General features: G+C 72.4%; 30 protein-coding genes and 1 tRNA gene. 12 read left to right on the top strand and 19 right to left on the bottom strand.

What is annotated here, in order from left to right:
- Positions 1 to 5: 5 nt before the first annotated feature.
- The 4 genes from QMO56_RS00070 (at position 6) to QMO56_RS00085 (ending at position 2,341) form a co-directional block, all read left to right on the top strand.
- Positions 6 to 392, top strand: a complete 387-nt coding sequence (locus QMO56_RS00070) for a DUF2946 family protein (RefSeq protein ID WP_283522972.1) — start codon at positions 6 to 8, stop codon at positions 390 to 392.
- Between the two features lie 106 nt (positions 393 to 498).
- Positions 499 to 966 (top strand): copper chaperone PCu(A)C, encoded by a 468-nt coding sequence (locus tag QMO56_RS00075; protein WP_283522973.1) that lies wholly within the window; start codon positions 499 to 501, stop codon positions 964 to 966.
- Positions 967 to 1,037: 71 nt separating this feature from the next.
- Complete coding sequence (locus tag QMO56_RS00080; protein WP_283522974.1) at positions 1,038 to 1,760, top strand: NAD-dependent deacylase; 723 nt, start codon at positions 1,038 to 1,040, stop codon at positions 1,758 to 1,760.
- Positions 1,751 to 2,341 (top strand): uracil-DNA glycosylase family protein, encoded by a 591-nt coding sequence (locus tag QMO56_RS00085; protein WP_283522975.1) that lies wholly within the window; start codon positions 1,751 to 1,753, stop codon positions 2,339 to 2,341. Before QMO56_RS00080 ends, QMO56_RS00085 begins: the two co-directional genes overlap by 10 nt.
- Positions 2,342 to 2,449: 108 nt before the next feature.
- Here the strand turns inward: QMO56_RS00085 and QMO56_RS00090 are convergent, their stop codons facing one another.
- From QMO56_RS00090 to QMO56_RS00120, 7 genes are all read right to left on the bottom strand, one after another.
- Positions 2,450 to 2,842, bottom strand: coding sequence for a metallopeptidase family protein (locus QMO56_RS00090; protein WP_283522976.1), 393 nt, complete (start codon positions 2,840 to 2,842; stop codon positions 2,450 to 2,452).
- Positions 2,843 to 2,891: 49 nt separating this feature from the next.
- Positions 2,892 to 3,389 (bottom strand): large-conductance mechanosensitive channel protein MscL, encoded by a 498-nt coding sequence (gene mscL / locus QMO56_RS00095; protein ID WP_283522977.1) that lies wholly within the window; start codon positions 3,387 to 3,389, stop codon positions 2,892 to 2,894.
- A gap of 106 nt (positions 3,390 to 3,495) precedes the next feature.
- A complete protein-coding gene (locus QMO56_RS00100; protein WP_283522978.1) occupies positions 3,496 to 4,032 on the bottom strand; it encodes a hypothetical protein in 537 nt (178 codons plus the stop codon).
- An 89-nt stretch (positions 4,033 to 4,121) separates the two neighbouring features.
- Complete coding sequence (locus QMO56_RS00105; RefSeq protein ID WP_283522979.1) at positions 4,122 to 4,559, bottom strand: CBS domain-containing protein; 438 nt, start codon at positions 4,557 to 4,559, stop codon at positions 4,122 to 4,124.
- Between the two features lie 129 nt (positions 4,560 to 4,688).
- Positions 4,689 to 5,429: a serine protease gene (locus QMO56_RS00110; protein ID WP_283522980.1), complete on the bottom strand. Its 741-nt coding sequence runs from the start codon at positions 5,427 to 5,429 to the stop codon at positions 4,689 to 4,691.
- A gap of 222 nt (positions 5,430 to 5,651) precedes the next feature.
- A complete protein-coding gene (locus QMO56_RS00115) occupies positions 5,652 to 6,536 on the bottom strand; it encodes a phosphatidylcholine/phosphatidylserine synthase (RefSeq protein WP_283522981.1) in 885 nt (294 codons plus the stop codon).
- Positions 6,536 to 7,255, bottom strand: a complete 720-nt coding sequence (locus tag QMO56_RS00120) for a phosphatidylserine decarboxylase (RefSeq protein WP_283522982.1) — start codon at positions 7,253 to 7,255, stop codon at positions 6,536 to 6,538. Before QMO56_RS00120 ends, QMO56_RS00115 begins: the two co-directional genes overlap by 1 nt.
- 140 nt (positions 7,256 to 7,395) lie before the next feature.
- On the opposite strand from QMO56_RS00120, the gene QMO56_RS00125 reads away from it, so the two are divergent.
- The gene (locus QMO56_RS00125; protein WP_283522983.1) at positions 7,396 to 8,067 is read left to right on the top strand and encodes a cytochrome b/b6 domain-containing protein; all 672 of its coding nucleotides are present in this window, start codon (positions 7,396 to 7,398) and stop codon (positions 8,065 to 8,067) included.
- A 47-nt stretch (positions 8,068 to 8,114) separates the two neighbouring features.
- Here the strand turns inward: QMO56_RS00125 and QMO56_RS00130 are convergent, their stop codons facing one another.
- Positions 8,115 to 8,570, bottom strand: coding sequence for a cytochrome c (locus QMO56_RS00130; protein WP_283522985.1), 456 nt, complete (start codon positions 8,568 to 8,570; stop codon positions 8,115 to 8,117).
- A gap of 157 nt (positions 8,571 to 8,727) precedes the next feature.
- Between QMO56_RS00130 and QMO56_RS00135 the strand changes: the two genes are divergently transcribed.
- Together QMO56_RS00135 and QMO56_RS00140 are read left to right on the top strand one after the other, a co-directional pair.
- Positions 8,728 to 8,804: transfer RNA gene (locus QMO56_RS00135), tRNA-Pro, on the top strand.
- Positions 8,805 to 9,009: 205 nt separating this feature from the next.
- Positions 9,010 to 9,723, top strand: a complete 714-nt coding sequence (locus QMO56_RS00140; protein WP_283522986.1) for a TorF family putative porin — start codon at positions 9,010 to 9,012, stop codon at positions 9,721 to 9,723.
- Between the two features lie 32 nt (positions 9,724 to 9,755).
- Here the strand turns inward: QMO56_RS00140 and QMO56_RS00145 are convergent, their stop codons facing one another.
- Complete coding sequence (locus tag QMO56_RS00145; RefSeq protein WP_283522987.1) at positions 9,756 to 9,950, bottom strand: DUF2842 domain-containing protein; 195 nt, start codon at positions 9,948 to 9,950, stop codon at positions 9,756 to 9,758.
- Positions 9,951 to 10,094: 144 nt separating this feature from the next.
- On the opposite strand from QMO56_RS00145, the gene QMO56_RS00150 reads away from it, so the two are divergent.
- The gene (locus QMO56_RS00150; protein WP_283522988.1) at positions 10,095 to 10,652 is read left to right on the top strand and encodes an adenine phosphoribosyltransferase; all 558 of its coding nucleotides are present in this window, start codon (positions 10,095 to 10,097) and stop codon (positions 10,650 to 10,652) included.
- A gap of 59 nt (positions 10,653 to 10,711) precedes the next feature.
- Positions 10,712 to 11,716: a hypothetical protein gene (locus tag QMO56_RS00155; RefSeq protein ID WP_283522989.1), complete on the top strand. Its 1,005-nt coding sequence runs from the start codon at positions 10,712 to 10,714 to the stop codon at positions 11,714 to 11,716.
- Between the two features lie 18 nt (positions 11,717 to 11,734).
- On the opposite strand, the gene QMO56_RS26905 is transcribed toward QMO56_RS00155, so the two are convergent.
- From QMO56_RS26905 to QMO56_RS00170, 3 genes are all read right to left on the bottom strand, one after another.
- Positions 11,735 to 12,181, bottom strand: coding sequence for a flagellar biosynthesis regulator FlaF (locus QMO56_RS26905; RefSeq protein ID WP_349362327.1), 447 nt, complete (start codon positions 12,179 to 12,181; stop codon positions 11,735 to 11,737).
- Positions 12,079 to 12,507: a flagellar biosynthesis repressor FlbT gene (locus QMO56_RS00165; protein ID WP_283522990.1), complete on the bottom strand. Its 429-nt coding sequence runs from the start codon at positions 12,505 to 12,507 to the stop codon at positions 12,079 to 12,081. The genes QMO56_RS26905 and QMO56_RS00165 overlap by 103 nt, the downstream gene beginning before the upstream one ends.
- Positions 12,508 to 13,156: 649 nt before the next feature.
- Positions 13,157 to 14,827, bottom strand: coding sequence for a formate--tetrahydrofolate ligase (locus tag QMO56_RS00170; RefSeq protein ID WP_283522991.1), 1,671 nt, complete (start codon positions 14,825 to 14,827; stop codon positions 13,157 to 13,159).
- A gap of 126 nt (positions 14,828 to 14,953) precedes the next feature.
- On the opposite strand from QMO56_RS00170, the gene QMO56_RS00175 reads away from it, so the two are divergent.
- A complete protein-coding gene (locus QMO56_RS00175; protein WP_283522992.1) occupies positions 14,954 to 15,940 on the top strand; it encodes a tripartite tricarboxylate transporter substrate binding protein in 987 nt (328 codons plus the stop codon).
- Positions 15,941 to 16,042: 102 nt separating this feature from the next.
- Complete coding sequence (locus tag QMO56_RS00180; protein WP_283522993.1) at positions 16,043 to 16,699, top strand: OmpW family protein; 657 nt, start codon at positions 16,043 to 16,045, stop codon at positions 16,697 to 16,699.
- 36 nt (positions 16,700 to 16,735) lie between these two features.
- On the opposite strand, the gene QMO56_RS00185 is transcribed toward QMO56_RS00180, so the two are convergent.
- From QMO56_RS00185 to QMO56_RS00215, 7 genes are all read right to left on the bottom strand, one after another.
- The gene (locus QMO56_RS00185; RefSeq protein ID WP_283522994.1) at positions 16,736 to 17,380 is read right to left on the bottom strand and encodes a hypothetical protein; all 645 of its coding nucleotides are present in this window, start codon (positions 17,378 to 17,380) and stop codon (positions 16,736 to 16,738) included.
- Between the two features lie 138 nt (positions 17,381 to 17,518).
- Positions 17,519 to 18,121 carry an ABC-type transport auxiliary lipoprotein family protein gene (locus QMO56_RS00190; protein WP_283522995.1) on the bottom strand — a complete coding sequence of 201 codons (603 nt, stop codon included), beginning with the start codon at positions 18,119 to 18,121 and terminating at the stop codon, positions 17,519 to 17,521.
- A gap of 19 nt (positions 18,122 to 18,140) precedes the next feature.
- Complete coding sequence (locus QMO56_RS00195) at positions 18,141 to 19,157, bottom strand: MlaD family protein (protein ID WP_283522996.1); 1,017 nt, start codon at positions 19,155 to 19,157, stop codon at positions 18,141 to 18,143.
- 3 nt (positions 19,158 to 19,160) lie between these two features.
- Positions 19,161 to 19,934 (bottom strand): ABC transporter ATP-binding protein, encoded by a 774-nt coding sequence (locus QMO56_RS00200; protein WP_283522997.1) that lies wholly within the window; start codon positions 19,932 to 19,934, stop codon positions 19,161 to 19,163.
- Between the two features lie 17 nt (positions 19,935 to 19,951).
- A complete protein-coding gene (locus QMO56_RS00205; RefSeq protein WP_283522998.1) occupies positions 19,952 to 21,049 on the bottom strand; it encodes an ABC transporter permease in 1,098 nt (365 codons plus the stop codon).
- Positions 21,050 to 21,109: 60 nt separating this feature from the next.
- Positions 21,110 to 22,372, bottom strand: coding sequence for an FAD-dependent oxidoreductase (locus QMO56_RS00210; protein WP_283522999.1), 1,263 nt, complete (start codon positions 22,370 to 22,372; stop codon positions 21,110 to 21,112).
- 13 nt (positions 22,373 to 22,385) lie between these two features.
- Positions 22,386 to 22,847, bottom strand: coding sequence for a YccF domain-containing protein (locus QMO56_RS00215; protein WP_283523000.1), 462 nt, complete (start codon positions 22,845 to 22,847; stop codon positions 22,386 to 22,388).
- Between the two features lie 146 nt (positions 22,848 to 22,993).
- Between QMO56_RS00215 and QMO56_RS00220 the strand changes: the two genes are divergently transcribed.
- Positions 22,994 to 25,300 carry a molybdopterin guanine dinucleotide-containing S/N-oxide reductase gene (locus QMO56_RS00220; RefSeq protein ID WP_283523001.1) on the top strand — a complete coding sequence of 769 codons (2,307 nt, stop codon included), beginning with the start codon at positions 22,994 to 22,996 and terminating at the stop codon, positions 25,298 to 25,300.
- Positions 25,301 to 25,320: the final 20 nt, after the last annotated feature.

Raw genomic sequence — 25,320 nt, forward strand, 5'->3', positions numbered from 1 at the left:
AGGCCGTGATCGCCTGGCTGCGTGCCCTCCTGGTGAGCCTCTTCGCGATGCTGCTGCTCGGCCAGAGCGCGGCGGCGGCGTCGCACTGCCTCTGGCAGGCCCGGCACGTCGCGGCCGCGAACGGGCTGGCGGTGCCGATCTGTACCCCGGAGGGGCTGCGGCAGGCGCACAGCGCCCCCGGCTGGCCGGATGACCCGCCACCGGTCCATGCCGAGCCCTGCCTGTGCATGGTATGCCACGCGCTGCCACAGGCCCAGCTGCCGCAGCCGCCCATCCTGCCGGCGCCGGCCTGGCAGCTGTTGGCCCGCGTCACGCCGCTGCCGCCGGCACTGCCGCCCCGGCCGGCGACCCGCGCGCCGCCCGGATTGCCGCGCGGGCCGCCGTCCGCCTGACCTCCCCACGCCTCACCCGCCTTTTTCTTCCTGCGGCCCCTTGCCGCGCCGGACCCCTTGCGGATGGCCCGGCGGCATGGCGGCCGCCCTCCTGGATTGCTCACGCATGTTCCACCGTCGTCTTCTGCTCGGTGCCCTGGCCGGACTCGGCCTCGCCACCGCCGCCGCCGCGCACAGCTACACCGCCGGCGACATCGCCATCGGCCATCCCTGGAGCCGCGCCGCGCCGGCCGGCATCACCGGCGCCGGCTTCATGACGTTCCACAACACCGGCAGCGCGCCGGACCGCCTGCTCTCCGCCCGTGCCGAGATCGCCCGCACCGTCGAGATGCACAGCAACGTGCAGGACGGCGCGGTGATGCGGATGCGGCCGGTGGAGGCCATCGAGATCGCCCCGGGCCAGGAGGTGAAGCTCGCCCCGGGCGGCCTGCACCTGATGCTGATCGGGCTGAAGCAGCCGCTCACCAAGGGCGCCCGCGTGCCCCTGACCCTGGTCTTCGAGCGCGCCGGCGAGATCACGGTCGAGCTGGCGGTGGAAGCGGCGGGCGCCGCCGGCGACCAGCACGCGCATTGAGGCGCTCCGGCCGGGGAGCCCTGCTCCCCGGCCATTGATCCGGGGCGGCGGATCGCCAACTCTCCCCGCGCATGTCCGCTCCACCCCTGATCATCCTGACCGGCGCCGGCATCTCCGCCGAGTCCGGCCTTTCCACCTTTCGCGACCCGGACGGCCTCTGGGCGCGCCACTGCATCGAAGACGTGGCGACGCCCGAGGCCTTCGCGCATGACCCGGCGCGGGTGCACGCCTTCTACAATGCCCGCCGGGCACAGCTGCGCGATCCCGCCATCCAGCCCAATGCCGCGCATCACGCGCTGGCCCGGCTGGTGGCCGCCTGGCCCGCCCCCGCCTTGCTGGTGACGCAGAACGTGGACGACCTGCACGACCGCGCCATGGCCGGCCCCGCCGCCGGCTCACTGCTGCACATGCACGGCGAACTCGGCCGGATCCGCTGCCTGGCCTGCGGCACCGGCCGGCGCTGGGCGGAGGACCTCTCCACCGCCACCCCCTGCCCCGCCTGCCGCCAGGCGGGCGGCCTGCGCCCGGACGTGGTCTGGTTCGGCGAGGTGCCGCTCGGCATGGAGCGGATCGAGGAGGCGCTGGAGGATTGCGGCCTGTTCCTCTCGATCGGCACCTCGGGGCAGGTCTATCCGGCGGCAGGCTTCGTCGCCGCGCTGCGCGGCCGCGCCCGCACCGTGGAGCTGAACCTGGAGCCCAGCGCCGGAACCCATCTGTTCGACGCGGCGGAGCACGGCCCCGCCACGCAGGTCGTCCCTCGCTTCGCCGAGCGCCTGCTGGCCGAATGGACCTGACGCTGGAAGCGGCGGCCGCGGCCGCCCGCGCCTGCACCCGCTGCGCCGACCTGCCGCTCGGGCCGCGCCCGGTCTTTCGCGTCAGCCCGACCGCCCGGCTGCTGGTGATCGGCCAGGCGCCCGGCACCAGGGTGCACGCAACAGGCATCCCCTGGAACGACCCTTCGGGCGACCGCCTGCGCGACTGGCTGGGCATGGACCGCGACGCCTTCTACGACGTTACGCGCATCGCCATCGTGCCGACCGGCCTCTGCTATCCCGGCCGCCTGCCGCGCGGGGGCGACGCACCGCCACGCCCGGAATGCGCACCGCTCTGGCACCCGCGCCTGATCGGGCCGATGCGCGCGCGCCGCCTGACCCTGCTGGTGGGCAGCCACGCCATCCGCAGCGTGCTGGGGCGCGCGGCGGCCGCCCAGTTGGGCGAGACGGTGCGGAATTTCGCAACCTGCCTGCCGCGCGGCTATTTCCCGCTGCCGCATCCCTCCTGGCGCACCCGCAGCTGGGCGGCGGACCGGCCCTGGTTCGCGGCGGAGGCGCTGCCCGCCCTGCGGCGGGCGGTGACGGCGGCGCTGGACGGGTAGCGCGCCGGAGCAGATCCCGTTCCGATGGCATCATCGGAATGGGTGAAGATGCTCGTCAAAACAAACGGCTGGAGCGTTTTCCGTGAGCCAGGGCGAACGGGAAATGCTCTAGCCCTCGCCTTCCAGCCGGGCGATCTCCTCGTCCGAGAAGCCGAAATGGTGGCCGATCTCGTGGATCAGCACGTTGCGGACCAGGCGGAACAGGTCCTCGCCGGTCTCGATCCACTCCACCAGGATGGGCTCGCGGTAGAGCAGGATGGTGTCCGGCTCGGCGGGGACGCCAAGATGCGTCTTCTCCGTCAGCGGCACGCCGCGATAGAGGCCGGTCAGTTCCCAGGGATGCTGGAGTTCAAGCGCCTCCAGCGTTTCCTCGTCCGGCAGGTCCTCGACGAGGATGGCCGTGCCCTGCACGGCATTGCGCAATTCCTCGGGGATGGCGGAGAAGGCCGTCTCGGCCATCTCCTGCAGGTCCTCGATCGAGGGAGGATGGTTGAAGCGCATGGGGCCATCCTAGCACCCGCCAGCGGGTGCCGCGAAGCGCCGCGTCGCGTCAGGGCGCGGGCGGCGGGGATGAGGGCTCGGGCCTCGCCGGCGCGGTGGAAGGCCGCACCAGCGCATCGCGGATTTCCATCAGCAGCTTTTCCTGCGTCGTCGGCGCCGGCGGCGCGGCCGGCTTGGCGGCCTGGCGCAGCCGCAGCCGGGTCAGCATGCGCAGCAGCCAGAAGATCGCCAGGGCGACGATCAGGAAGCGGATGATGGCGTTGAGGAACACGCCGACGGCCAGCACCGCCGCGCCGCTCTGCCGGGTCGCCTCCAGCGAGGGGCCGCGCTCGCCGCTCAGCACGATGAAGACGTTGGAGAAATCCACCCCGCCGATCAGCAGGCCGAGGAGCGGATTGATCAGGTCCTGTACCAGCGAATTGACGATGCCGGTGAAGGCGGCGCCGATGACGATACCGACCGCCAGGTCCACCACGCTGCCGCGCATGATGAAGGCCTTGAATTCCTCGAGCCAGGCCGGTTCGCGGACAGGCAGATGCGGCCGCATGCGTCATCCTTCTCCGAGGTGGTGGTGCTTGGGGCAAGCGCCACGTGCCGGCGGCCCTGGGGACCGCCGGCGAAAAGGCGCTGAAGCCATGCGCCGGCGGGGCGCCTCAGGGCGAGGTGCGCGGCGCCGGGTTGGTCGGCGAGGCCGCGGAGGTCCCGCCCGTGCCGCTGCCCGACATGCCGCTGCCCGACGTGCCGCTGCCCGACGTGCCGCTGCCCGACATGCCGCTGCCGCCGGACATGCCGCCGCCGCCCGGGTTGCCGACGGCGGAGGACGGGGTCTGGCCCGGCGGCACCACCATGCCACCGCCCATGTAGACGTCCCCGCTGCCGGAGCGCGAGGAGGAGCGATTGCTCCGGCGGCTGCTCCGGTTGTTGTCCAGCGGGGTCTGAACCTCCGGGTCCTTCCAGAGCGGCCGGCCGAGATTCACATCGCCCGGCGAGGTCGTGGCGCCGGTCACGGCACCCGCGCCGCCACCGACCAGCGCACCCACCGCCGCGCCCGCGGGACCGCCCAGCGCACCGATGCCGGCGCCGGTCGCCGCACCCGCGGCCGCGCCGCCCTGGACGCGCTCGCGCTCGTTGGTCCCACAGGCGGCCAGAGCCAGCGCCAGCGCAGCAGCACTCAAGATTCGCAGCTTCATCGCGGTTCTCCCTGTGCGATGCGGGCTGAACGCATGAGGCACCGAAAGGTTGTGCTGCCGCTTTCGCCGAATTCGTTTTTCTTGCGGACCTACCCCGCCGAGGCGACGTAGTCGCGCAACTGGCTCGCCTCCTGCTCCGCCTCCTCGATGCGGGCCTTCACCAGATCGCCGATCGAGACCATGCCGGCGAGTTGGCCGCGCTCGTCCAGCACGGGCAGGTGGCGCACGCGGCGGTCGGTGATCATCGCCAGCGCATCGCAAACGCGGGTGGCCGGCGCGACGGTGTGCAGCACCCGGGTCATCAGCTGGCTCGCCTGCAGCGCGGCGGCCTCCTCTCCGCGGCTGGCGAGGGCGCGCACCAGGTCGCGCTCGCTGACGATGCCCAGCACCTGCCCGGCTTCGTCGCGCACCAGCACGGCGCCGATCCGGTGCTGCGCCAGGGTGCGGCAGATGGCCAGGGCACCGTCCTGCGGGCCGACCGAAATCACCTGCGTGCCCTTGTGGGCCAGGATCCGGGAAATGGTCATGACGCTGCTCCCTTCTCGCGGTTGGCGCCGCTCAGGGAGCCGCACGCCCCGCCTTGCCGGAAGCGCGAACGATGCGGCGCAGGAACAAGCGAAGTCCAGGAAAATCCGAGCGAGGCCCGGCGGCGGCGCTCAGGCGGCCGCGGCGCCCAGCAGCCGCCTCGCCTCCGCCTCCGCACGGCGGATCGAGAGCACGAAGACCTGCCGGTCGGACTGCGCCAGGCCGTCGATATCGGCGCCGAGCAGGAAGGCCAGGGCACCGGCCGCGCCCGGTTGCGGCAGGGCGGCGGTCAGGCCCAGGAGCTGACCGTCCTCATCCACCACCGGTCCGCCGGAATAGCCCATCAGCGCCGGCATGCGCGCGGTGAAGCCGCGGCCGAAGCCCGGCATCTCGGCATCCGGCGCCTCGACATGCCCCTGCGCGATGGGGCTGCCGATGCTTGGCGCCCCGGCGGCCCAGACCAGCTCGCCGCGGCGGGGCGGAGCCTCGGCGCGCTCGGCGGGAGCGAGGAAGCCCGCCGCCACCCGCAGCACCGCCAGATCCATCCGGCCGCTGCGCGCCACCAGGCTGGCCGCCGTCTCCGCCCCGTCCGCGCGGCGCAGCCGGATTGAGGGCGCCCCCGCCTCCAGCACATGCGCGCAGGTGAGCACGTGGTGGCCGTCGAAGCCGACCACGCCGCCGCGCGTCAGGCCGTTGCTCTGCAGGGTGGCGAAGCTCGCGGTGGTGATCTGCTCGACCGGCGTGCCCTGGGCCAGCCGGGCGACGGGCGCGGCGCAGCCGGAAAGCAGCGCGGGCAGGCCAAGCGTGCTCGCCACCATGCCCTGGAGGAAGCTGCGCCGTCCGTTGGCCGCCTGCATCCTGCTACCTCGCATCTGCGCCTCACGGAATAGAGAAGGGTCATCAACCTCCGGGTGAAGTTCTTCACCCAAGTTGCTCAAAAACATGAATTCGGCCGCTTGTGAAGCCGGTCTGACGCAGACTGCGAGAAGAAGATGAGGAGAAGGTGAATCCATGCGCCGCAGCCATCGCCGCGGCGGCCCAGGGGGCTTGGAAAGCTGCCGGAAGAGGCCGCCGCCGGATCGCGGCGCGGCCTGTCAGGCCTCCGGCTCGGCCGGCGGATGGCTGCCGATCGGCTGGATCAGCGACTCGGCCTCGCGCTTCAGCCGGAGGTAGGAGCGGAAGGAGAAAGGCAGCATGGCGCAGTAGATCAGTCCGGCCGCCGCCAGCGCCGCCCAGGGCTCGCTCACCAGCAGCGCCGCGAAGGCGCCGACCGAGAGCAGCAGCGGCAGGATGTATTCCCGCCGCACCTTGAAGTTCTTGAAGGACCAAGTCGGCAGCGTGCTGACCAGCGCCAGCGCCACCAGGATCAGCAGGATGCCGACAAAGGCCGGGTAGCGCACCGCCGAGGCCAGCCCGAACCAGCCCCAGCCCTCGAAGGCCAGCGAGGCGAAGAGCGGGAACATCGCCAGCAGCGCCCCGGCCGGGGCCGGCACGCCGGTGAAGAAACTTTGGGCATAGGCGGGCTTGGGCGGCGGCCCCGGCAACGGCATCGGCCCGGCATCCAGCGCCGCGTTGAAGCGCGCCAGCCGCAGCGACATGCAGACGGCGAACATCACGCAGGGCACGAAGCCCAGACCGCGATAGTCGTGCATGGTCCAGAGATAGAGGATCATGGCCGGCGCCACGCCGAAGGAGAGGAAGTCGGCCAGGCTGTCGAACTCGGCGCCGAAGCGGCTGGTGGCCTTCAGCAGCCGCGCCAGCCGCCCGTCCAGGCCGTCGATCGCGCCGGCGGTGATGATCAGCCCCGCCGCCACTTCCCAGCGCCCTTCCAGCGCGAACCGCATCGCCAGCAGCCCGGCGCAGAGGCCGAGCAGCGTGAGAATGTTGGGGATCAGCCGGTTGAAGGACTGACCCTGGAAACGCGGCCGCTGGCGGGCGGCGAAGCGGAAGCGGCGCGGGCGTGGCGGGGAAGCATTCATCAAAGCACGGAACCCGGCGCGACGTCCGCGGTTGCGGGCTTCGGCGCGGCGGGGGCGAGTTCGGCGATCACCGTCTCGCCGCCGACCATGAGCTGCCGCGCCCCCACCAGCGGGCGCACGCCCTCCGGCAGATAGAGGTCGGTGCGGCTGCCGAAGCGGATCAGGCCGAAGCGCTCGCCGGCGCGCAGGCTGTCGCCTTCCCGCACGAAGCAGAGGATGCGGCGGGCCACCAGCCCGGCGATCTGCACCACCGCCACGTCCTGCCCGTTCGGCATCCGGATCGCCAGCGCGTTGCGCTCGTTGTCGTCGCTCGCCTTGTCCAGGTTGGCGCTGACGAACTTGCCGTGCCGGTAGGCGATGCGCGTCACCACGCCCTCGACCGGGCTGCGGTTGATGTGCACATCGTTCACGGAGAGGAAGATCGCCACCCGCCAGCGCGGCGCCGGGCCGAGGCCCAGCTCGGCCGGCGGCACCGCCGGCTCGACGCTGACCACCCGCCCGTCGGCCGGGGCGACGATCACCGGCCGGTCCGGCGTCACCCGCTCGGGGTCGCGGAAGAAGTAGAAGCAGAAGGCAGTGAAGGCGGCCGCCAGCCAGAACAGCCAGGAGCCCAGCAACAGGCCCCCGACCACGGCCACGACCGCGCCACCGATGATGAAGGGCCGGCCCGCCGGATGCGGCGGGGCGAGGACCATGCGAAGGCTTTGCAAGAGCGCCATGACAGCAAGGTTATGGTCCGTCGCGCCCACGTAAACAACCCGCCTCCCGGAAGGGGCGGGCAGGCCCACCTTCCGTCCCCCCTTGCGGCGGAGGGCATGAATGCGCCTCAATCCCTGGCCACGGCGAAGGCGGAGGGACCATGCAGCCGAGTGGAACAGTCCGCGTGAAGGTCTGGGACCCCTGGGTCCGGCTGGTGCACTGGGCGATTGTCGGGCTGATCGGCCTGTCCTGGTGGACGGCTGAGACCGGCCGCATGGACCTCCATCTCACCAGTGGCTACCTGGCGCTGACCCTGCTGCTGTTCCGGCTGCTCTGGGGCTTCATCGGCTCGGAGACGGCGCGGTTCCGCCACTTCCTGCGCTCGCCGCTGGCGGCGCTCGGCCATCTGCGATCCCTGTTCCGGCGCGCCCCGGACACCGAGCTGGGCCACAATGCCGCCGGCGGCTGGATGGTGCTGGCGCTGCTCGGTGCGCTGCTGCTGCAGGTGGGCACCGGCCTCTTTGCCGACGACCAGATCCTCACCCGCGGTCCGCTTGCCGGCTTCGTCTCCGGCGCGGCGAGCGACTGGGCGACCTTCATCCACATCCGCAACTTCAACGTGATCCTGGCCCTCGCCGCGCTGCACGTGCTGGCGGTGGCGGTCTATGCCCTGGCCAAGGGGCAGAACCTCGTGCTGCCGATGCTGACCGGCGTCAAGCGGGTGCCGGCCGCCCTCGCCCGCCATGCGCCGCGCCTCGGCTCGCCGGTGCTGGCGCTGGCGCTGCTGGCGGCGGCGGGCGCGGCGGCCTGGGGCCTGTCGCGGCTCGGCTGAGGGCCGGTGGAGGGAGAAAGCCCCCCTTTCCCTGTCAGCGGGCTTTGTCAGCGGGCGCGGAACTCGCGATGGCAGGCGCCGCAGGTGCCGCCCGCCTCGCGGAAGGCGGTCGCGGTGGCGCCCGCATCGCCTGCCGTCGCGACCTGGTTCAACTTGGTGGCGGCAGCGACCATCCGCGTGGCGGCGGCCTCGAAGCCGGCCCGGTTCGACCAGACCTCGGGGCGGGCATGGGTATCCCCCTTGTCGCTGCCGGGCGGGAACAGTGCGGGGAAGCCCTGGAAGAAGGCCACCATGTCCTGGCTGCGCTCCGCCACGATGGAAAGCTCGCCCTTCGCCTCCAGCGTCTTCTTGATCGTCTCCAGGTTCCCGCTCATCCGCTTCAACCCCGCCTGCCGCTGGGCGATGACATCGCCCTGCGCCCGGGCGGAGCCGCTGGGGGCCAGGCCGGCGAGGCCAGTGGCGCCCAGCAGGACGAGGGCCAGGGAGACTTGCTTCATCCGCATGCGCGACTCCGGATCACGTTCGAGGACGCCCATCACACCACGCCCGGGGGAAGAGAAAAGCAGCTTTTCTGCGCGGGCGGTGCGAAGCCGCCCTTGCCGAGCCTCTCGGGCGGGGCTATACGCCGCGCCGTCCCTATGAGACGCCCGGCCGGAACGACGGAGCGTAGCTCAGCCTGGTAGAGCACTGTGTTCGGGACGCAGGGGCCGGAGGTTCGAATCCTCTCGCTCCGACCAAATGATCCGGCCGGGCCAAAGCCCCGCCACGCCTCCCCTTCCCAGGGAGCGCGCGGCGGGGTTTTTCATGGCGGCAGGGCGGAAGCCGATCGCCGCCGAGCACATGTATTGCTTGGGCAACATCCGCCACCGGAGGCACCCCGCCGCCGGCTGGAGGGAACCCAAGCCCATGAAGCCAAGCCTGGCTTTCGCTTTTGCTTTACCCTTGAGCATTCCGGCGCTGGCCCTGCCCGCGGCGGCGCAGACCACGATCGACAGCGCCGGTCTGACCATCGCCGCCACCCCCGCCGTGGCCTCGGACTACCTGTTTCGCGGCATCTCGCAGACCCGCAACCGGCCGGCGATCCAGCTCACGCTCGATGCGCAGCACGAATCCGGCTTCTATGCCGGCGCCTTCGCCAGCAACGTCACCTTCCCCGGCAGCAACGCCCGCCAGGAGTTGGACCTGCTGGCCGGCTACCGCCTCGCCATCGGCAATTTCGGCCTCGACCTCGGTGGCGTCTGGTACACCTATCCCGGCTACGACAAGCCGGATGGCAGCTATGCGTACAACTATGCCGAGGCCGTCGCGAAGGGCAGCTACACGCTGGACCCGGTGAAGTTCGTCGGCACCGCCGCCTGGTCGCCGGACTTCTACTTCGAGTCCGGCAGCGCCGTTTACCTGGAGGGCGGCGCGGACGTCACCCTGCCGCTGGGCTTCACCCTCTCCGGCCGCTACGGCCACCAGTGGATCGACCGCAACCCGCGCTACGGCGCGCCGGACTATGCCAACTGGTCGGTCGCCGTCTCGCGCGAGGTGCTGGCAGGCGTTCTCCTGAGCGTCGGCTACTACGACACCGACCTCTCGAAGAACGACTGCTTCGCGGGCACCAAGTACTGCGATGCCCGTGCCCTGGTGATGCTGAGCCGCCCCTTCTGATGCCTCCGGCCCCGGCGCGGCCGGGGCCGCCCTCAGCGCGGCCGCCGCGCCGCCCAGAACATCAGGCTGCGGACGGGGAACACCCAGGCGAAGCCCGCCGCCACGTAGAACGGCACCTGCAGCGCCCAGTGCCACTGCTGCACGTGGTCACCGGCCCAGAGCACCATGCCCAGATAGGTCAGCAGCCCGGCGAAGCCGGCAAGGCAGGCAATGAGGATGCGCGACATGGCTCCCTCTTGGCAGGGCGGCCCGGCTTCGCCAAGTGCAGAACCACCCGTGTTTGCAGCAGGGCGCCGGGGGGCCTAGTCTTCGGCCCCGACCTCCGGGGCTCCGCCCCTTCCCGCCCCTTTCTGCGTGCCCGAAAGATCCAGATGCCCGAGCCCGGCCTGACCACCGCCCGCCATGATGCCGCCTTCGACCTGAAGGCGCACATCCGCAGCGTGCCGGATTTCCCGAAGCCCGGAATCCTCTTCTACGACATCTCGACGCTGTTGCGGGATGGCCCGGCCTGGAAGGCGGCGATGGCGCAGCTCGCCACGGTGGTGCGGCCGCACCGCCCGAAGCTGCTGGCGGGCATCGAGAGCCGCGGCTTCCTGCTGGCGGCCCCGCTGGCGCTGGAGCTCGGCCTCGGCTTCATCATGCTGCGCAAGGCGCGCAAGCTGCCGGGCCCGACCATCGGCCATGACTACGCGCTGGAATACGGCACCGACCGCATCGAGATGCAGGCCGATGCCGTGGCGCCGGGCGACCGCGTCGTGATCCTGGACGACCTGCTGGCCACCGGCGGCACCATGGCCGCCGGCGTGCAGCTCCTCCGCAATGCGGGGGCGGAGGTGCCGCTGGCCGCGGCGATGATCGAGCTGGCCTTCCTGAAGGGCCGCGAGCGGCTGGACGTGCCGGTGGAAACCCTCGTCTCCTACGACTCCTGACCATGGCGCGCCGCGGCTCCCGCCTCCATGCCGCCGCCCGGACGAGAGCGTCCGGCGGCATGAGCAGGCCCGGGCGCCGCGAATGCCTGGGCCTCGGCGCCCTCGCCCTGCTGGCGGGGGCCTGCGCACGGCCTGCCCTCTCCCAGCCACAGCCTGCCGCCCTGGTGCCGGACAGCACGACCCTGCTGCTGCCCGGGCCGGAAGGCGGCGCTGCCGCGCAATGGGCGCAGGACGTGGCCGCCCGGCTGGCGCGCGGCCTGCCGCATGCGGTGGCCCTGCACAGCCTCGTGCTCGGCGGCTCGGATGGCGTGACGGCCGCCAACCGCTTCGCCACCACGGAAGCGGGCGACGGGCGGCTGCTGCTGGCGATGCCCGGCCTTGCCGCGCAGGCCCGGCTGATCGGCGAGAGCCGCGCCCAGTTCGACCCGGAGGGATGGCTGCCGATCTGCGTCTCCTGGCAGCCGGCGGTGCTGGCGGGGCGGGGCCGCGACCCGCTCTCCGGCAACCGTCCTCTGCGCCTGGCCCTGCCCACGCCGGGCGCACCGGAGACGGCGGCGCTGCTGGCACTGGACCTGCTGGGCCACCCGGCGGTGCCGCTCTTCAATCTCACCGGCCGGGCGGCCGAAGCCGCGCTGGCCGCGGGCGAGGTGGACGCGATGGTGATCGCCGCGCCCGCGGCTGCCCGCCGGGCGGCGGAACTCGGCCTGACGCCCTGGCTGGAGCTGGAGGTGCCGGGCCGCCGCGACTATCCGGACCTGCCCTCCACCGCCAGGGCCGCCACCCATCCACTGCCATTGGCGGCGGCGGAGGCGGGCTTCGCGGCGCTGCGGCTGCGCACCGCCCTGATGCTGCCGCGCCTGACCTCGGCCGATGTGGTGGCCGCCTGGCGCCGCGCGGCGCTGCGCTGGCAGGAGGAGGAAGCGCATCAGCCGGCCGAGGGCGCGACGCTGGCACTGGTTGGCGCCGAGGCGCGCGCCATGGTGGCGGCGCTCACCCCCGCCCCGACCGCGGTGCTGGCCTATCGCGAATGGCTGCTCCGCCGGCTCGGCTTCCAGGCCGCCTGAGCCTTCCGGCTGCGCTTCTCAATGGCAGGTGGCGAGCCCGGCCATGACCTGTTCGTTGATGTCGGCCAGGAAGCCGTAGTCAGGGGCCGGCCGGGCAACCTCGCGCATCACCGCCTGGCCGAGGGTCTCAAGGCCCTGCCGCAGCGCCGGAGGCAGTGTGCAGCCAGGAGCATGAAGCGCCAGCAGCACAGCCTCCCACAGGCGCCGGGTGGCCTCGGCCGCTGCCCGGCCCCTGGTGGGGTCTCCGCCCTCCCGCGCCTGCCGCAGCAGCAGGACCACCTGACGGAACAGCATGGCCTCCTCCATCCGCTGCCCGACCGCGCTGGGCGGGCAGGGAGGCGGGCGGCACGCGGCCGCCGGGGTCACAGCGCCGGCTCCCCCGTGGCGGGCACATCGCCGGGGCCCCGCAGCACCGCGTCCTCGTGCTGGATCAGGCGACGGATCATCCGCAGCGCCTGATAGCATTCGTCCTGCTCGGCGGCAGCGATGGCGCTGTCCAGCAGCTCCCGTGCCTGGTCCGAGGTGGTGGCGGCGCGGAACTCGGCGGCAAGATCGCGCGCCAGCTCGAGGCCCAGCGCGCGCTCCTCCTCATTGCCGATATAGGCGGTCTGGACGGCGAAGTAGATGCGCCGCGCCGGCGTGGTCGCGGCCTCGGGCGTCATGATCTGCTTGCCGAACAGGAAGCGCGCCCGGCTTGTCAGCTCGACCCGGGCGCGATTGCGGAAGCGGAGAGGCGCTCCATTGACGACCAGCAGGTCACCTTGGCGCAGTTCGAGCACAAGCGTCGACATGGTTCGGCGGTTTCTCGTGCGGGACGGCACGCGCCGGCGCCCGCTTGGGGAAGCCGGTCCACAGCGCCGCGGCGCGGCGGTGGGGAACGGCCAGGGATGCTCGCAGGAGCCGCCCAACCTTCTTCCGGGGTGGCGGCCATGGAGCGGCTCAGGCGAATCAGCATTCAGAGCATGAGGGCCCTTCTCCTTGCCTCCTGCGGCCACGGCCGCGCCCAGGGGGTCCGGCTGCCGGATGGGACCATCACCGCCGGGCGCCGCGTGTCGCGACAGCAGGCAATCTGGCCTGGAACGGCTAACGCTTCCTGAACCGCGGGGCTCAACCGGAACACAGTCCCAACGGAACGCGGGCGGCATGACACGACCGCGCCCGGCTGCCGGGCCGTCCGGCGCTCACCGCAGCGTAAGCCACCGCTGGCGCCACCAGCCCGCTGCCATGCGGTGGCCGCGCGAAATTGGGATGCAGGCGCCAGGGCGAGCTCTCCGGAACGACCTTGAGAGTGCCATGTAGCGGTAATCCGGCCTTACTGCGAAGCCTTTGCTTGCAGTGGCGCTCGGGACGAGTCGCCCACAGCGCCGGAGCGACGGAGAAGGGCCGGCGGATGGCGCTCCGCCGGCCCTTCCCGCCGTCACCCGGCGCGCGCGCCTCGGCTCAGAACAGGCCCTCGATGCGCCCCTCGGCATCGAGCCCGATGCCCTCCGCCGCGGGGCGGCGTGGCAGGCCGGGCATGGTCATGATGTCGCCGGCGATGGCGACGACGAAGCCCGCCCCTGCCGAGAGCCGCGCCTCGCGCAGCGGCAGCACATGGCCCTCCGGTGCGCCCATCAGGGCCGGATCGGCGCTGAAGGAATACTGCGTCTTGGCAATGCAGACCGGCACATGGCCGAAGCCCTGCTCCTCGAAACGCCGCAGCTTCGCCGCCACTGGCGGCGGGATGACGACGCCGCCGGCATGGTAGATCTCGCGCGCCACCGTCTCGATCTTGCCGGCGAGCGAGAGATGGTCGGAGTAGAGCGGCTCGAAGCGCGCCGAGCCGCCGGCGACCAGCGCCTGCACGGCGCGCGCGAGATCGGCCGCGCCGGCCGCCCCCTCGCCCCAATGGGTGCAGAGGATGGCCTCGGTGCCGAGCTTCGCCATCGCCTGCTTCACCGCGTCGATCTCGGCCTCGGTGTCGCTGGTGAAGCGGTTCATCGCCACCACCACGGGCAGGCCGAACTTCTGCATGTTCTGCACGTGCCGCGCCAGGTTGGCGATGCCGCGCCGCACCGCCGCGACATCCTCGGTGCCGAGCGCCGATTTCGCCACGCCGCCATGCATCTTCAGCGCCCGCACCGTGGCGACGACGACGCAGGCCGAGGGTGCCAGGCCGGCGGCGCGGCACTTGATGTCGAGGAACTTCTCGGCGCCGAGGTCGGCGCCGAAGCCGGCTTCGGTCACCACCATCTCGGCCATCCGCAGGCCGAGCTGGGTCGCCATCACGCTGTTGCAGCCATGCGCGATATTGGCGAAGGGCCCGCCATGCACCAGCGCGGGCGAGCCTTCCAGCGTCTGCACCAGGTTGGGCGCGAAGGCCTCGCGCAGCAGCGCCGCCATGGCGCCATCCGCCTTCAGGTCGTGCGCGGTGATGCTGCGCCCGTCCCGCGTCTGGCCGACGATGATGCGGCCGAGCCGCGCGCGCAGGTCGTCGAGGTCGCGCGCCAGGCAGAACACCGCCATCACCTCGGAGGCCACGGTGATGTCGAAGCCGTCCTCGCGCGGGAAGCCGTTGGCCACGCCGCCCAGCGCGGCGGTGATCGATCGCAGCGCGCGGTCGTTCATGTCCACCGCGCGGCGCCAGGAAATGCGGCGCGCATCGAGGCCCAGCTCGTTGCCCCAATAGAGGTGGTTGTCCACCATCGCGGCGAGCAGGTTGTTGGCCGCGGTGATGGCGTGGAAGTCGCCGGTGAAGTGGAGGTTGATCTCCTCCATCGGCGCCACCTGCGCCCGCCCACCCCCCGTCGCGCCGCCCTTCACCCCGAAGCATGGCCCGAGCGAGGGCTCGCGCAGGCAGATCATGGTGCGGGTGCCGAGCGCGTTCAGCGCGTCGCCGAGGCCGATGGTGGTGGTGGTCTTGCCCTCGCCGGCGGCGGTCGGGCTGATGCCCGTCACCAGGACCAACGCCCCTTGCGGCCGGTCCCGCTGCGCCGTCACGAAGTCCAGGTTGATCTTGGCCTTGTAGCGGCCATAGGGCTCCAGCGCCTCGTCGGGGATTCCCGCGCGGGCGGCGATCTCACCGATCGGAAGGAGCTTCGCCGCGCGGGCGATGTCGAGGTCCGTCGCCATGAGGTCATCCTGCTATCTGCAGGCGGCTTATCGTCGCGCCCGGCGGGCGACAAGCCACCTCGCCCATTGGCAAGTGCTGCCGTCCCATGTCACGTTGTCAGACAAGAACAACCCTGAGGAACCTCCATGCATCGCCGTACGCTGCTGGGCGCATCGCTGACCGGGGCCACGCTGGCCCTTCCTGCCCTCCGCACCGCCCGTGCCCAGGGCGCCTGGCCGAATCGGCCGGTCACCATGCTGGTGCCCTTCGTCGCCGGCGGCCCGAGCGACATCGTCGCCCGCGCCGTCGCCAACCGCATGAGCCAGACCATCGGCCAGCCGGTCGTGGCCGAGAACCGCGCCGGCGCCAATGGCGAGGTGGCGGGCCGCCTGCTCGCCCGCGCCGAGCCGGACGGGCACACGCTGATGATCGGCTCGATCGGCGTCTATGCCATCAACGCGGCGCTGCGGCCCGACCTCGGCTACGACCCGGTGAAGGACTTCACCCCCATCACCCTCGCCGTCAGCATGCCGAACGTGCTGGTGGTGAACCCGGAGAAGGTGCCGGTGAAGACCACCGCCGAACTGGTCGCCTGGCTGAAGGCCAATCCCGGCAAGGCCTCCTATTCCACCAGCGGCGTCGGCTCCTCGGACCAGATGACGACCGAGCTGTTCAAGCAGCGCACCGGGGTGGACGTGGCGCATGTGCCCTATCGCGGCGGCGCCGCGGCGGCGACCGACCTGATCGCCGGCAATGTGCAGATGTCCTTCCAGAACCTCGGCACCGTTGCCGGCCATATCGAGGGCGGCCGGCTGCGCGCGCTGATGGTCACCGACGCGAAGCGGCACCCGGTGCTGCCCGATGTGCCCACCGCGGCCGAGGCGGGGCTCGACGACTTCGTCATCACCAGCTGGCAGGCGCTGATGGCACCGGCCGGGATGGCGCCCGAGCTGCTGCAGCGGGTGCATGCCGCCGCCGCCGAGGCGCTGCGCCATCCGGAGGTGCGGCCGCGCCTGGAGCAGATCGGCATGACGGTGGTGGCCAACAGCCCGGAGGAATACGGCAAGTTCCAGCGCGCCGAGATCGAACGTTGGCGGAAGGTGATCCAGACGGCGGGCATCACCGCCGACTGACAAGTCCGTGCACGGTATGACGCAGATCAAAGCCGCGCTCAGCGCAACGGCCTAGCTTCACCTCCGGCGGTGCTCGCGCCGCCTGGAATGATGAGGTTGGTCGTGAAGAAGACACTCTGCGGGGCGCTTGCCGCTGCCGCCATGGGCGCCGCCCTGCTGGCGGCGCCCGCCCAGGCCCAGGACGCCGTACGCGGCAAGCAGGCCGGAGATCTGGTCCTTGGCTTCGGCCTGATCGGCGTGCTGCCGGAAGATGGCGGGCGGGTGGACGCCATTGGCGGCAAGCCCTCCGCCTCCGACACCGTGACCCCGCAGCTCGACCTCACCTACTTCCTGACGCCACAGCTCTCGCTGAACCTGATCGCCGCCACCAGCCATCACGACGTGAAGGTGAAGGGCTCGGCGCTGGGTGATGTCGATCTGGGCAGCGTCTGGGCGCTGCCGCCGACCCTGACGCTGCAGTTCCATCCGCTGCCGCAGTCCCGCTTCAGCCCCTATGTCGGCGTCGGCGTGAACTACACCGTCTTTTACAGCGAGGGCGGCAGCCGCACCGCCCCGGTCAGCAAGGTGGATGTCGAGAACTCCTGGGGCTGGGCGCTGAACGCCGGCGTGGACTACGAGATCACGCCGCACTGGGGCGTCAATTTCGACGTGAAGAAGCTGTTCCTGCGGCCCGACGTCTCGGTGAACAGCGGCGCCATCGGCGCGCGGGCGGATCTCGATCCCTGGATCGTCGGTGCAGCGGTGCGCTACCGCTTCTGAGTGGCCCGGGAGGGGCGATGCGCCCCTCCCCCCCTTTCAGACCTGGCCGTCCGGCGGGTCGAGCAACTGCAGGCGGGTCACCCGCCAGCCGCCGGCCTCCCAGGCGAGGTCCAGCCCGAGGCCGCCCGGCCCCTGCGCCGGGCCGATTTCCAGCCGCACCGCCCCCCAGCCCAGCGGGCGCAGCCTGCGCACCGCCTCCAGCGGCCGCAGCGCGGCATTGCGAACCGGCGGCAGGCCCTGCCGCGCCAGCATCATGCGGCGCAGGGCCTCGGGGTCGCGCCAGCCCTCCGTCACCTCCCCCGCCAGGCTGGCGAGATAGCGCTCCGCCTCCCGGCCACCGATGGCCTGCAGCGGCGGCATTGGCGGCAGCGTGAGCGAAGGCGCCGGCAGGTTGGAGGGCAGGTCCAGCCCACCCAGCAGCGCGGGCACGTCCGGCCAGAGCGCCAGCCCCGCCATGCCGAGCAGCGGCCGGGCCGGGCCGGAGAAGCCTGCCAGGCCAAAGGCCAGGCAGGCGGCGAGCGCCATCAGCCGTCGGCGCCGGCGCGGCGCCGGCCGTGCCACCGCCTCCGATCGCCGCGGCGCAGGTGGCAACAGCGCTGGCGGTGGGCGCAAGCCTGCCTGCCGCGCCTCGTAGGCGTCCCACACCTCGCTCCACGGATCAGCGGCCTCAGCGGGGGGCATGAGCGCCTCCACCCGCGATGCGCCGTCCCTGTCCCGAATGTCTCATGCGGCGTTCCAACCGTCTCAGTGTTCTATTTTTTGAGATTACCGGGACAGAGGTTGGTATTTGGTAAACGCGCCGCAACGGCGCCCGCCGGTTCAGGCGAAGCGGGCAAGCTGGCTTTCGAGCTGCGTCAGCGCGTCGGCGAAGGCGGTGTTCATCGCGGCGGCGGCGGCCTCCGGCGGCAGCGGGCGCGCCGGCGGCAGGGGCGCCGTGCCGGTGAGGGAAAGCTGCGTCAGGATCCGCGTGTTGTTGCCGCTCTCGCGCAGCAGCACGGCGGAAAGTCCCACCCGCGCCTCGCCGCGGCCGAGATCGGCGAGCAAGGTGGTCAGTTCCGTCTCCAGCACCAGGTCGGCCTGCGCCCGGCTGCCCGGCGTGATCACCGCGGAGAACAGGCCGGAAGCGGTCAGCCAGCGGCGCAGCGCCTCCTCCGCCAGTTCGGCCGGGGGCGCCGTCCACTCGGCGTAGAAGTCCACCGACTCGGTACCGTCGGCGCGCAGGCTGCGCAGCCCGCGGGTGTCGAGCGCCGGCGAGGCGCGCATCAGCCGCACCAGCAGCACCCGCCCATGCCCGCCCCGCGCCGGCGGCGCCTCGCGGCGCGCCGTGAGCGGGAAGCGCTTGACCTCGACATAGGGGTATTCGGGCAGCACCGAGCAGGCGGCGAGCGTCGGAAGGGTGAGCAGGAGCAGGCGGCGGCGCATGGAACTTCCCTTCAGGGGATCAGCGGTTGGGCGGCGGCGGCGCGCCGAACAGCACCTGGCCCGGGGCGCGGCGCAGCGCCTCGGTCGTGTCGCGCAGGTTGCTGACCGTGGCGCGCAGGTCGCGCAGCAGCGGCACCAGGTCCGCGGTGGTGCTCTGGGTGGTGTTGCGGGCGGAGCGGGCGGTCTGCTCCAGCGCGCTGATCACGGCGGGCAGGCGGCTCAGGCTCTCGCGCAGCTCGTCCGCGGCGGTGCGCGCGCTGGCCAGCGCCGCCTTCGCCTCGGCGCTGCCCAGCAGGGCGCGCAGATCAGCCGCGGCGCCGCGCAGCTCCGCCACCATGGCCGGGATGTCGGACTGCGTCACCGCCTGGCGCAGGGCGCCCAGCGTGGCGGCGGCCTCGGTGAAGGTGTGGGCAAGGTCGCCGTCCTCCACCTGGCCACGCACGGCGGAGACCACCGCCGTCACGTCGGTCAGCAGCTCCTCCAGGGGAGCCTGCTGAATGCGGGCGAGGATCGCCTCCGCCGCATTCTGCACCTGTGCCACGGTGGAGGGGATGGAGGGGATCACCGGATAGGCCGGCGTCCAGGGCAGGTCCCGCTCCGGGAAGCGCTCGGGGCTGACGAAGTCCAGCTCGATATAGGCGACGCCGGTGATGCCCTGGGTGGCGAGACGGGCACGCAGGCCGCGCGTCACCGCCTGCTTCACCTGCGCCGGGTCGTCCATGGTGGCCTTCTCGGTATCGAGCGCGAGGCGCACCAGCACCAGCTGGAAGGCCTCCATGGCGGCGTTGCGGTTGGTCGGCGGGTATTCGGCATTGACCAGGCCGACCTGGCTGACCTGCCCGACCTGCACGCCGCGGTAGCGCACCGGGGCGCCCACCTCCAGCCCGGTGACGCTCTCGCGCAGATAGGTCTCGAAGATCATGCTCTGGCGCCCGAAGCCGCCGCCGCTGAGGAACAGCAGGAAGCCGAGGCCGAGGCCGAGGCCCACCAGGATCAGCGCGCCGACGCGCACATAGAGGCTGCGGGATGTCGCCATGGTTCAGGTCGCCTCCCGGCGGAAGAAGGCGCGCACCGTGGGGTGCGTCGCGTGGTCGCGTAAGCGCCGCGGGTCGCCCTCGGCGATCATGCCCTTGGCCTGCTTGTCCAGCATGATGCAGCGGTCGCCGATGGCCAGGATGCTCTGCAATTCGTGGGTCACCACCACAAAAGTGGTGCCGAGGTCGCGCGCCAGGTCCTTGATGAGCTGGTCGAGCCCGGCGGAGGTGATCGGGTCCAGCCCCGCCGAGGGCTCGTCGAGGAACAGCACCGGCGGGTCGAGCGCCATGGCGCGGGCGATGCCGGCGCGCTTGGCCATGCCGCCGGAGATCTCCGCCGGCAGGCGGTTGGCGGCATCCGACAGGCCGACAAGCCCGAGCTTGAGCCGCGCCACCTCCTCCCGCGCGCTGCGCGGCAGGCGGGTGTGCTCCTCCAGCGGCAGCATCACGTTCTCCAGCAGGGTCATCGAGCCGAACAGCGCGCCGGACTGCCACATGACGCCGATGCGCGAGAGCAGTTGCCGCCGCGCCGCGCCCTGCGCCGCCTCCATGTCCTCGCCGAGGATGTGGATCTCGCCCTCGCTCGGCCGGTAGAGGCCGATCAGCAGCTTCAGCAGGGTGGACTTGCCGCAGCCCGAGCCGCCCAGGATGACGAAGACCTCGCCGCCCGCCACCTGGAAGGTGACGTCGCGGAACAGGACATTGCTGCCGAAGGCCATGGCGAGGCCATGCGCCTCCACCACCGGGTTCTCGACCCGGGTGCGGTGGATGTCGGCCATCTCCGGGGCCTCCGCCATCACCAGCCCAGCCGGTAGAACAGCACGGCGAAGAGCCCGTCCAGCACCACGGTCGCGACGATGCCGCCGACCACCGCCCCGGTCGCGGCGTCGCCCACGGCGCGCGGCCCGCGCCCGGCGGAGAGGCCGGAGCGGCAGCCGATGCCGGCGATCGCCAGGCCGAAGACCACCGACTTGCCCAGGCCCCCGACCAGCCCGCCCAGCGTCAGCCATTGCTGCAGCTGGTTGATCACCAGCGCCGGCGGGAAGCCCAGCGTGCCCATCACCACGCCCATGCCGAGCAGGCCGGAGAGGTCCATCAGCAGGCTGAGCACCGGCATCACCAGCATCGCCGCGACGAGGCGCGGCAGCACCAGCATGGCCATGGGGTCCACCCCCATGATGCGCAGCGCGTCGATCTCCTCGTTCACCGTCATGGTGCCGAGTTCGGCGGCGAAGGCGGAGCCGGTGCGGCCGGCCAGGATGATGGCGGCCACCAGCGGCCCCAGCTCGCGCACCAGCGAGATGCCGACCAGCGGCGGGATGTAGATCTCGGCGCCGAACTGCCGCATCGGGATGGAGGACTGGAAGGCCAGGATGACGCCGATCAGCGTGCCGAGCAGCAGGGTCAGCGGGAAGGCGCGCAGCCCGGCCTCGTCGAGGTGGCGCAGCAGGTCGTTGAAGCGCAGGCGGCGGGGGTGGCGCAGCACGGCGGCGCCCATCACCGCCGTCTCGCCGATGAAGCCGGTGGAGACGAGCAGCCGGCTCAGCAGGCCGACGCCCCAGGCGCCGATCGAGGCGACGAAGGACAGCCGGCTCTCACCGGCGGCGGGGCGCGGCGCGGCCAGAGCGGCGCGGGCGCGCTCCATCACCGCCGCCACCGGCTTGCTGGCGCCCTCGACCGCCACATCCCCGGCCAGCGCGGCGCTGCGCAGCACCAGGGCGGCGCCCGTGGTGTCCAGGCTGGAGACGCCGGAGAGGTCCACCCGCCGTGCACCGCGCGCGGCCTTCTCCACCGCCTCCCAGATCGGGCCGACCTGCCGCGTCACCAGCGCGCCGCGCAGGCGCAGCGTCTCGTCCTGCCGGTCAAAGCCCGCCTGTTCCACCGTCTCACTCATCGGAGGCTGCATCTGGGCAGCGATGGCGCAACTTTAACCCCTCGTCCATCAACCCTCCGTTCATGGCAGGGCTTCGAGGGCGCTGCGGGCTGCCGCCTCGCCCGTCTCCCAGGCACCGCCGACCGTGCCGGCGAAGCGTGGATGGCAGGCCTCGCCGGCGAAGCAGAGCCGCCCTTCCGCCAGAGGCGCCGCCAGCATGCGCCGCGCCATCGCGCGGCCGGGCCGGGCGTAGGAATAGGCGCCCCGCGCGAAAGGGTCGGTGCCCCAGTGGCTGGCCAGCACCCCCTCCCGGCGCAGGGCGCGGTCCGCGCGGGCCCCATAGGCACGGCGCAGCTCGGCGAAGGCGAAGTCGGCGAGCGCCGCCTCCCCTTCCTCGGCCAGCGCCCAGGCCGCGCCGCCGCCGACAAAGCCCATCAGGTGGTCCCGCCCGAAGGGCCAGGCGATGAAGGTCATCGCCTCCTCCTCCTCCCGCGCGACGTGCCGTTCCAGGCCGGTGAAGGGCTCCAGGTCCAGCCGGTCATCGCCGGCGGCGCGCAGGCCGAGCTTGGTCAGCAGACCGAGCGGCAGGTCATGGATGGCCTGCTCCGTCCCGGCGGGCAGGGCCGGCTCGAAGCGCAGCCCGCCAGCGGCCAGCACGGCGGTGGGCAGGGTGACGATGGCCGCCCGCGCCGCGATCCGGCCGAAGCCGCCCTCGGCCACCACGCCCCCGGCTTCGCCCCAGCGCAGCCGCTCCGCCACGGCGCCATAGGCAATGGGCAGGCCGGCGGCGAGGCCGGCGAGCAGCGCGCCGATGCCGCCGGGCAGCAGCAGGTTGGGGCCGCCGAGCTGCGTGGCCAGGAAATCCCGCAGGTCCATCGCGGCGAGCGGCGCGGCGGCGATCACCGGCCCCTCCCAGTGCGCCACCGTGGCGTCCCAGAAGCCGCCGCGCGGGGCATAGTCGGCGGCGGTGGCCTCGGGCGGCGCTGCCGCCAGAGCGGCCTCCAGGCGGGGATGGAAGGCGGCATAGGCGGCGTCATAGGCCGCCATCTCCGCCGCGGTGGCGCGCCGGCCGTCGAGGAGGCAGACATGGCGGCGCACGGCGTCATGGTCGAAGGGCTCCGCCTTCGCCGCCAGCGCGGTCAGCGGGTTCTCCCCGGCCTGGTGCAGCCAGGTGGCGCCCAGGTCGAAGGGAGCGTCGAGCGTGGCGGTGTCGGTCCAGGCGCGGCCGCCGGGGCGGTCGCGCGCCTCCAGCACCTGCACGCTGCGTCCGGCGGCCAGCACGGCCCGCGCCGCGGCAATGCCCGCCGCGCCGGCGCCGATGACCAGGATGTCGGGGTCGCTCACCGGGGCCGCGCCGTCAGTCGCGCCGCCCCCGCTCCCCGGCCGTCCGGCCACGGCCGAGCTCGGCCGCGTCCGCCACCGAATTCGGCACCACCCGCTTGCCGACCGGGAAGAGCGAGGCGGCCGCGAGCTTCAGATGCGCCCAGGCGAAGGGCAGTCCGATGATGGTGACGGCGGTGCTCACCGCCAGGGTGAGGTGCGCGATGCAGAGCCAGAGGCCCGCCAGCAGGAACCAGATCAGGTTGGCCAGCCAGCCGAGCGGGCCGGAGCCGATGGTGCCGAAGCCGTTCAGGTCCTCGGTGGAGACGAGGCGGCGGCCGAAGGGGGCGAAGCTGTAGCTGGCCATCATCAGGCAGGCGCGTGCCCAGGGCAGACCGATCACGGTGATCGCCATGATCCCCGCCGCCAGCAGCCACAGCAGCGCCGGGATGAAGCCCAGGCCCGGCACGTTCCACAGGATGTTCAGCAGCAGTGCCACTTACGCCCTCCTTCCGTCTGTCGGCTGAATGCCGCCCGGCCGCTGGGGTTGCCGATACAGGCCCGGCGCCCGGAAAGCGAGTGGCGGTGCGTGACAGCGGCGCGCTTCGGCCGCAGAGTGCCGGTTTCACCGCAGGAAGGATGGACATGGCGAAGCCGATGGATGCGGGGGCGCTGAAGCCCCATTCCTCGCACTGGGGTGCGTTCCGGGCCGGATGGCGGGGCGACACGCTGGTGGTCGAGCCGCATCCCGCCGATCCGGACCCCTCACCCATCCTCGGCAACTTCGCCGCCGCCCTGCGCCACAAGGCGCGCATCGCCCGGCCGATGGTCCGGCGCGGCTGGCTGGAGCGCGGGCCCGGCCCGGACAGCGCGCGCGGAAGGGACGAATTCGTCGCCGTCTCCTGGGAGAAGGCGCTGGACCTGCTCGCCGGCGAACTGGCGCGGGTGCGCGACGCGCACGGGCCGCGCGCCATCTTCGGCGGCTCCTATGGCTGGTCCTCCGCCGGGCGGTTCCACCATGCCCAGAGCCAGGTGCACCGCTTCCTCAACCTCGCGCTCGGCGGCTATGTCCGCTCGGTCAACAGCTACAGCGCCGGCGCCTCGGCGGTGATCATCCCGCATATCCTCGGCAACTACGAGGAGATGACGAAGCACAACGTCACCTGGGAGCAGATCGTCGAGCATACCGGCCTCTGCCTCTCCTTCGGCGGCATGGCGGTGAAGAACAGCGCGGTGGCGAGCGGCGGCGTCAGCCGCCACATCGAGCGCGGCTCCATGAAAGCCGCCGCCGAGCGCGGCTGCCGCTTCGTGCTGATCGGCCCGCTGCGCGACGACCTGCCGGAGGAGGCCCGCGCCGAGTGGATCACCATCACCCCCGGCACCGACACGGCGATGATGCTGGGCATGGCGCATACGCTGGTGGCCGAGGGGCTGCATGACCGCGCCTTCCTGGCCACCCACTGCGTGGGCTGGGAGAAGTTCGAGCCCTATCTGATGGGCCGGACCGACGGCCAGCCAAAGGACGCCGCCTGGGCCAGCGCCCTCTGCGACATCCCCGCCGAAACCATCGCCCAGCTCGCGCGCGACGCAGCGAAGACGCGCACGCTGATCAGCATGGCGCATTCCCTGCAGCGCGCCGAGCATGGCGAGCAGCCCGTGTGGATGGCGATCGTGCTGGCGGCGATGCTGGGCCAGCTCGGCCTGCCCGGCGGCGGCTACAACTACGCGCTGGGCTCCATCGCCCACTACGGCAAGCGCTTCAACGCGGTGCCGGTCGCCTCGCTGCCGCAGGGCCGCAACGGCGTGCCGGACTTCATCCCCGTCGCGCGCATCAGCGACCTGTTGCTGAACCCCGGCCAGCCCTTCGACTACAATGGCCAGACGCTGACCTATCCCGACATCCGGCTGGTCTACTGGGCCGGCGGCAACCCCTTCCACCACCACCAGGACCTCGCCCGGCTGCGCCGTGCCTTCGCGCAGGTGGACACGCTGGTGGTGCACGAGACCGCCTGGACCGCCACCGCCAAGCATGCCGACATCGTCCTCCCCTGCACCATGACGCTGGAGCGCGAGGATATCGGCGGCCAGACCACCGACCCGCTGCTGATCGCCATGCACCGGCTGGCCGAGCCCTATGCCGAGGCGCGCGACGACTACAGCATCTTCGCCGACCTCGCCGAACGCCTGGGCAAGGGGGCGGAATTCACCGAGGGGCGGGACGCGCGTGGCTGGCTGCGCCACCTCTACGAGCGCACCCGCGCCGCCCTGGCCGAGCGCGGCGACCCCGCCCCCTCCTTCGAGGAGTTCTGGGCCATGGGCGAGCTGGCCCTCCCCCAGAACCCGGACGATGGCGGCCCGCTGCGCGCCTTCCACAAGGACCCGGAGGGCGAGTCGCTCTCCACGCCCTCCGGCAAGGTGGAGATCTTCTCCGAGACCATCGCCGGCTTCGGCTATGACGACTGCCCCGGCCACCCGGCCTGGCTGGCGCCGCAGGACGTGCCGCGCGCGGAGAACCCGCTGTGGCTGGTGGCCAACCAACCCGGGACGCGGCTGCACAGCCAGCTCGACTTCGGCGGCACCAGCGCGGAGGCCAAGCGGCGCGGGCGCGAGGTGATGCGCATCCACCCGCGGGACGCCAAGGCGCGCGGCATCGCCGAGGGCGATATCGTGCGGCTGTTCAACGCGCGCGGCGCCTGCCTGGCCTCGGCATCACTCAGCGAGGCGGTCAGCCCCGGCGTGGTGCAGCTCTCGACCGGTGCCTGGTACGACCCCGCCGACCCGGCGGAGGACAACCCGCTCTGCGTGCACGGCAACCCGAACGTGCTGACGCGCGATGTCGGCACCTCGCGGCTGGCGCAGGGCTGCACGGGGCAGCTCACAACGCTCGACGTGGAGAAGTTCACCGGCAACCTGCCGCCGATCCGCGCCTGGGACCCGCCGGCGGAGCGATAAAAAAAGTCTGGGGGAAGGAA

The sequence above is a fragment of the Roseomonas sp. E05 genome, assembly GCF_030063475.1.
Classification (GTDB): domain Bacteria; phylum Pseudomonadota; class Alphaproteobacteria; order Acetobacterales; family Acetobacteraceae; genus Pseudoroseomonas.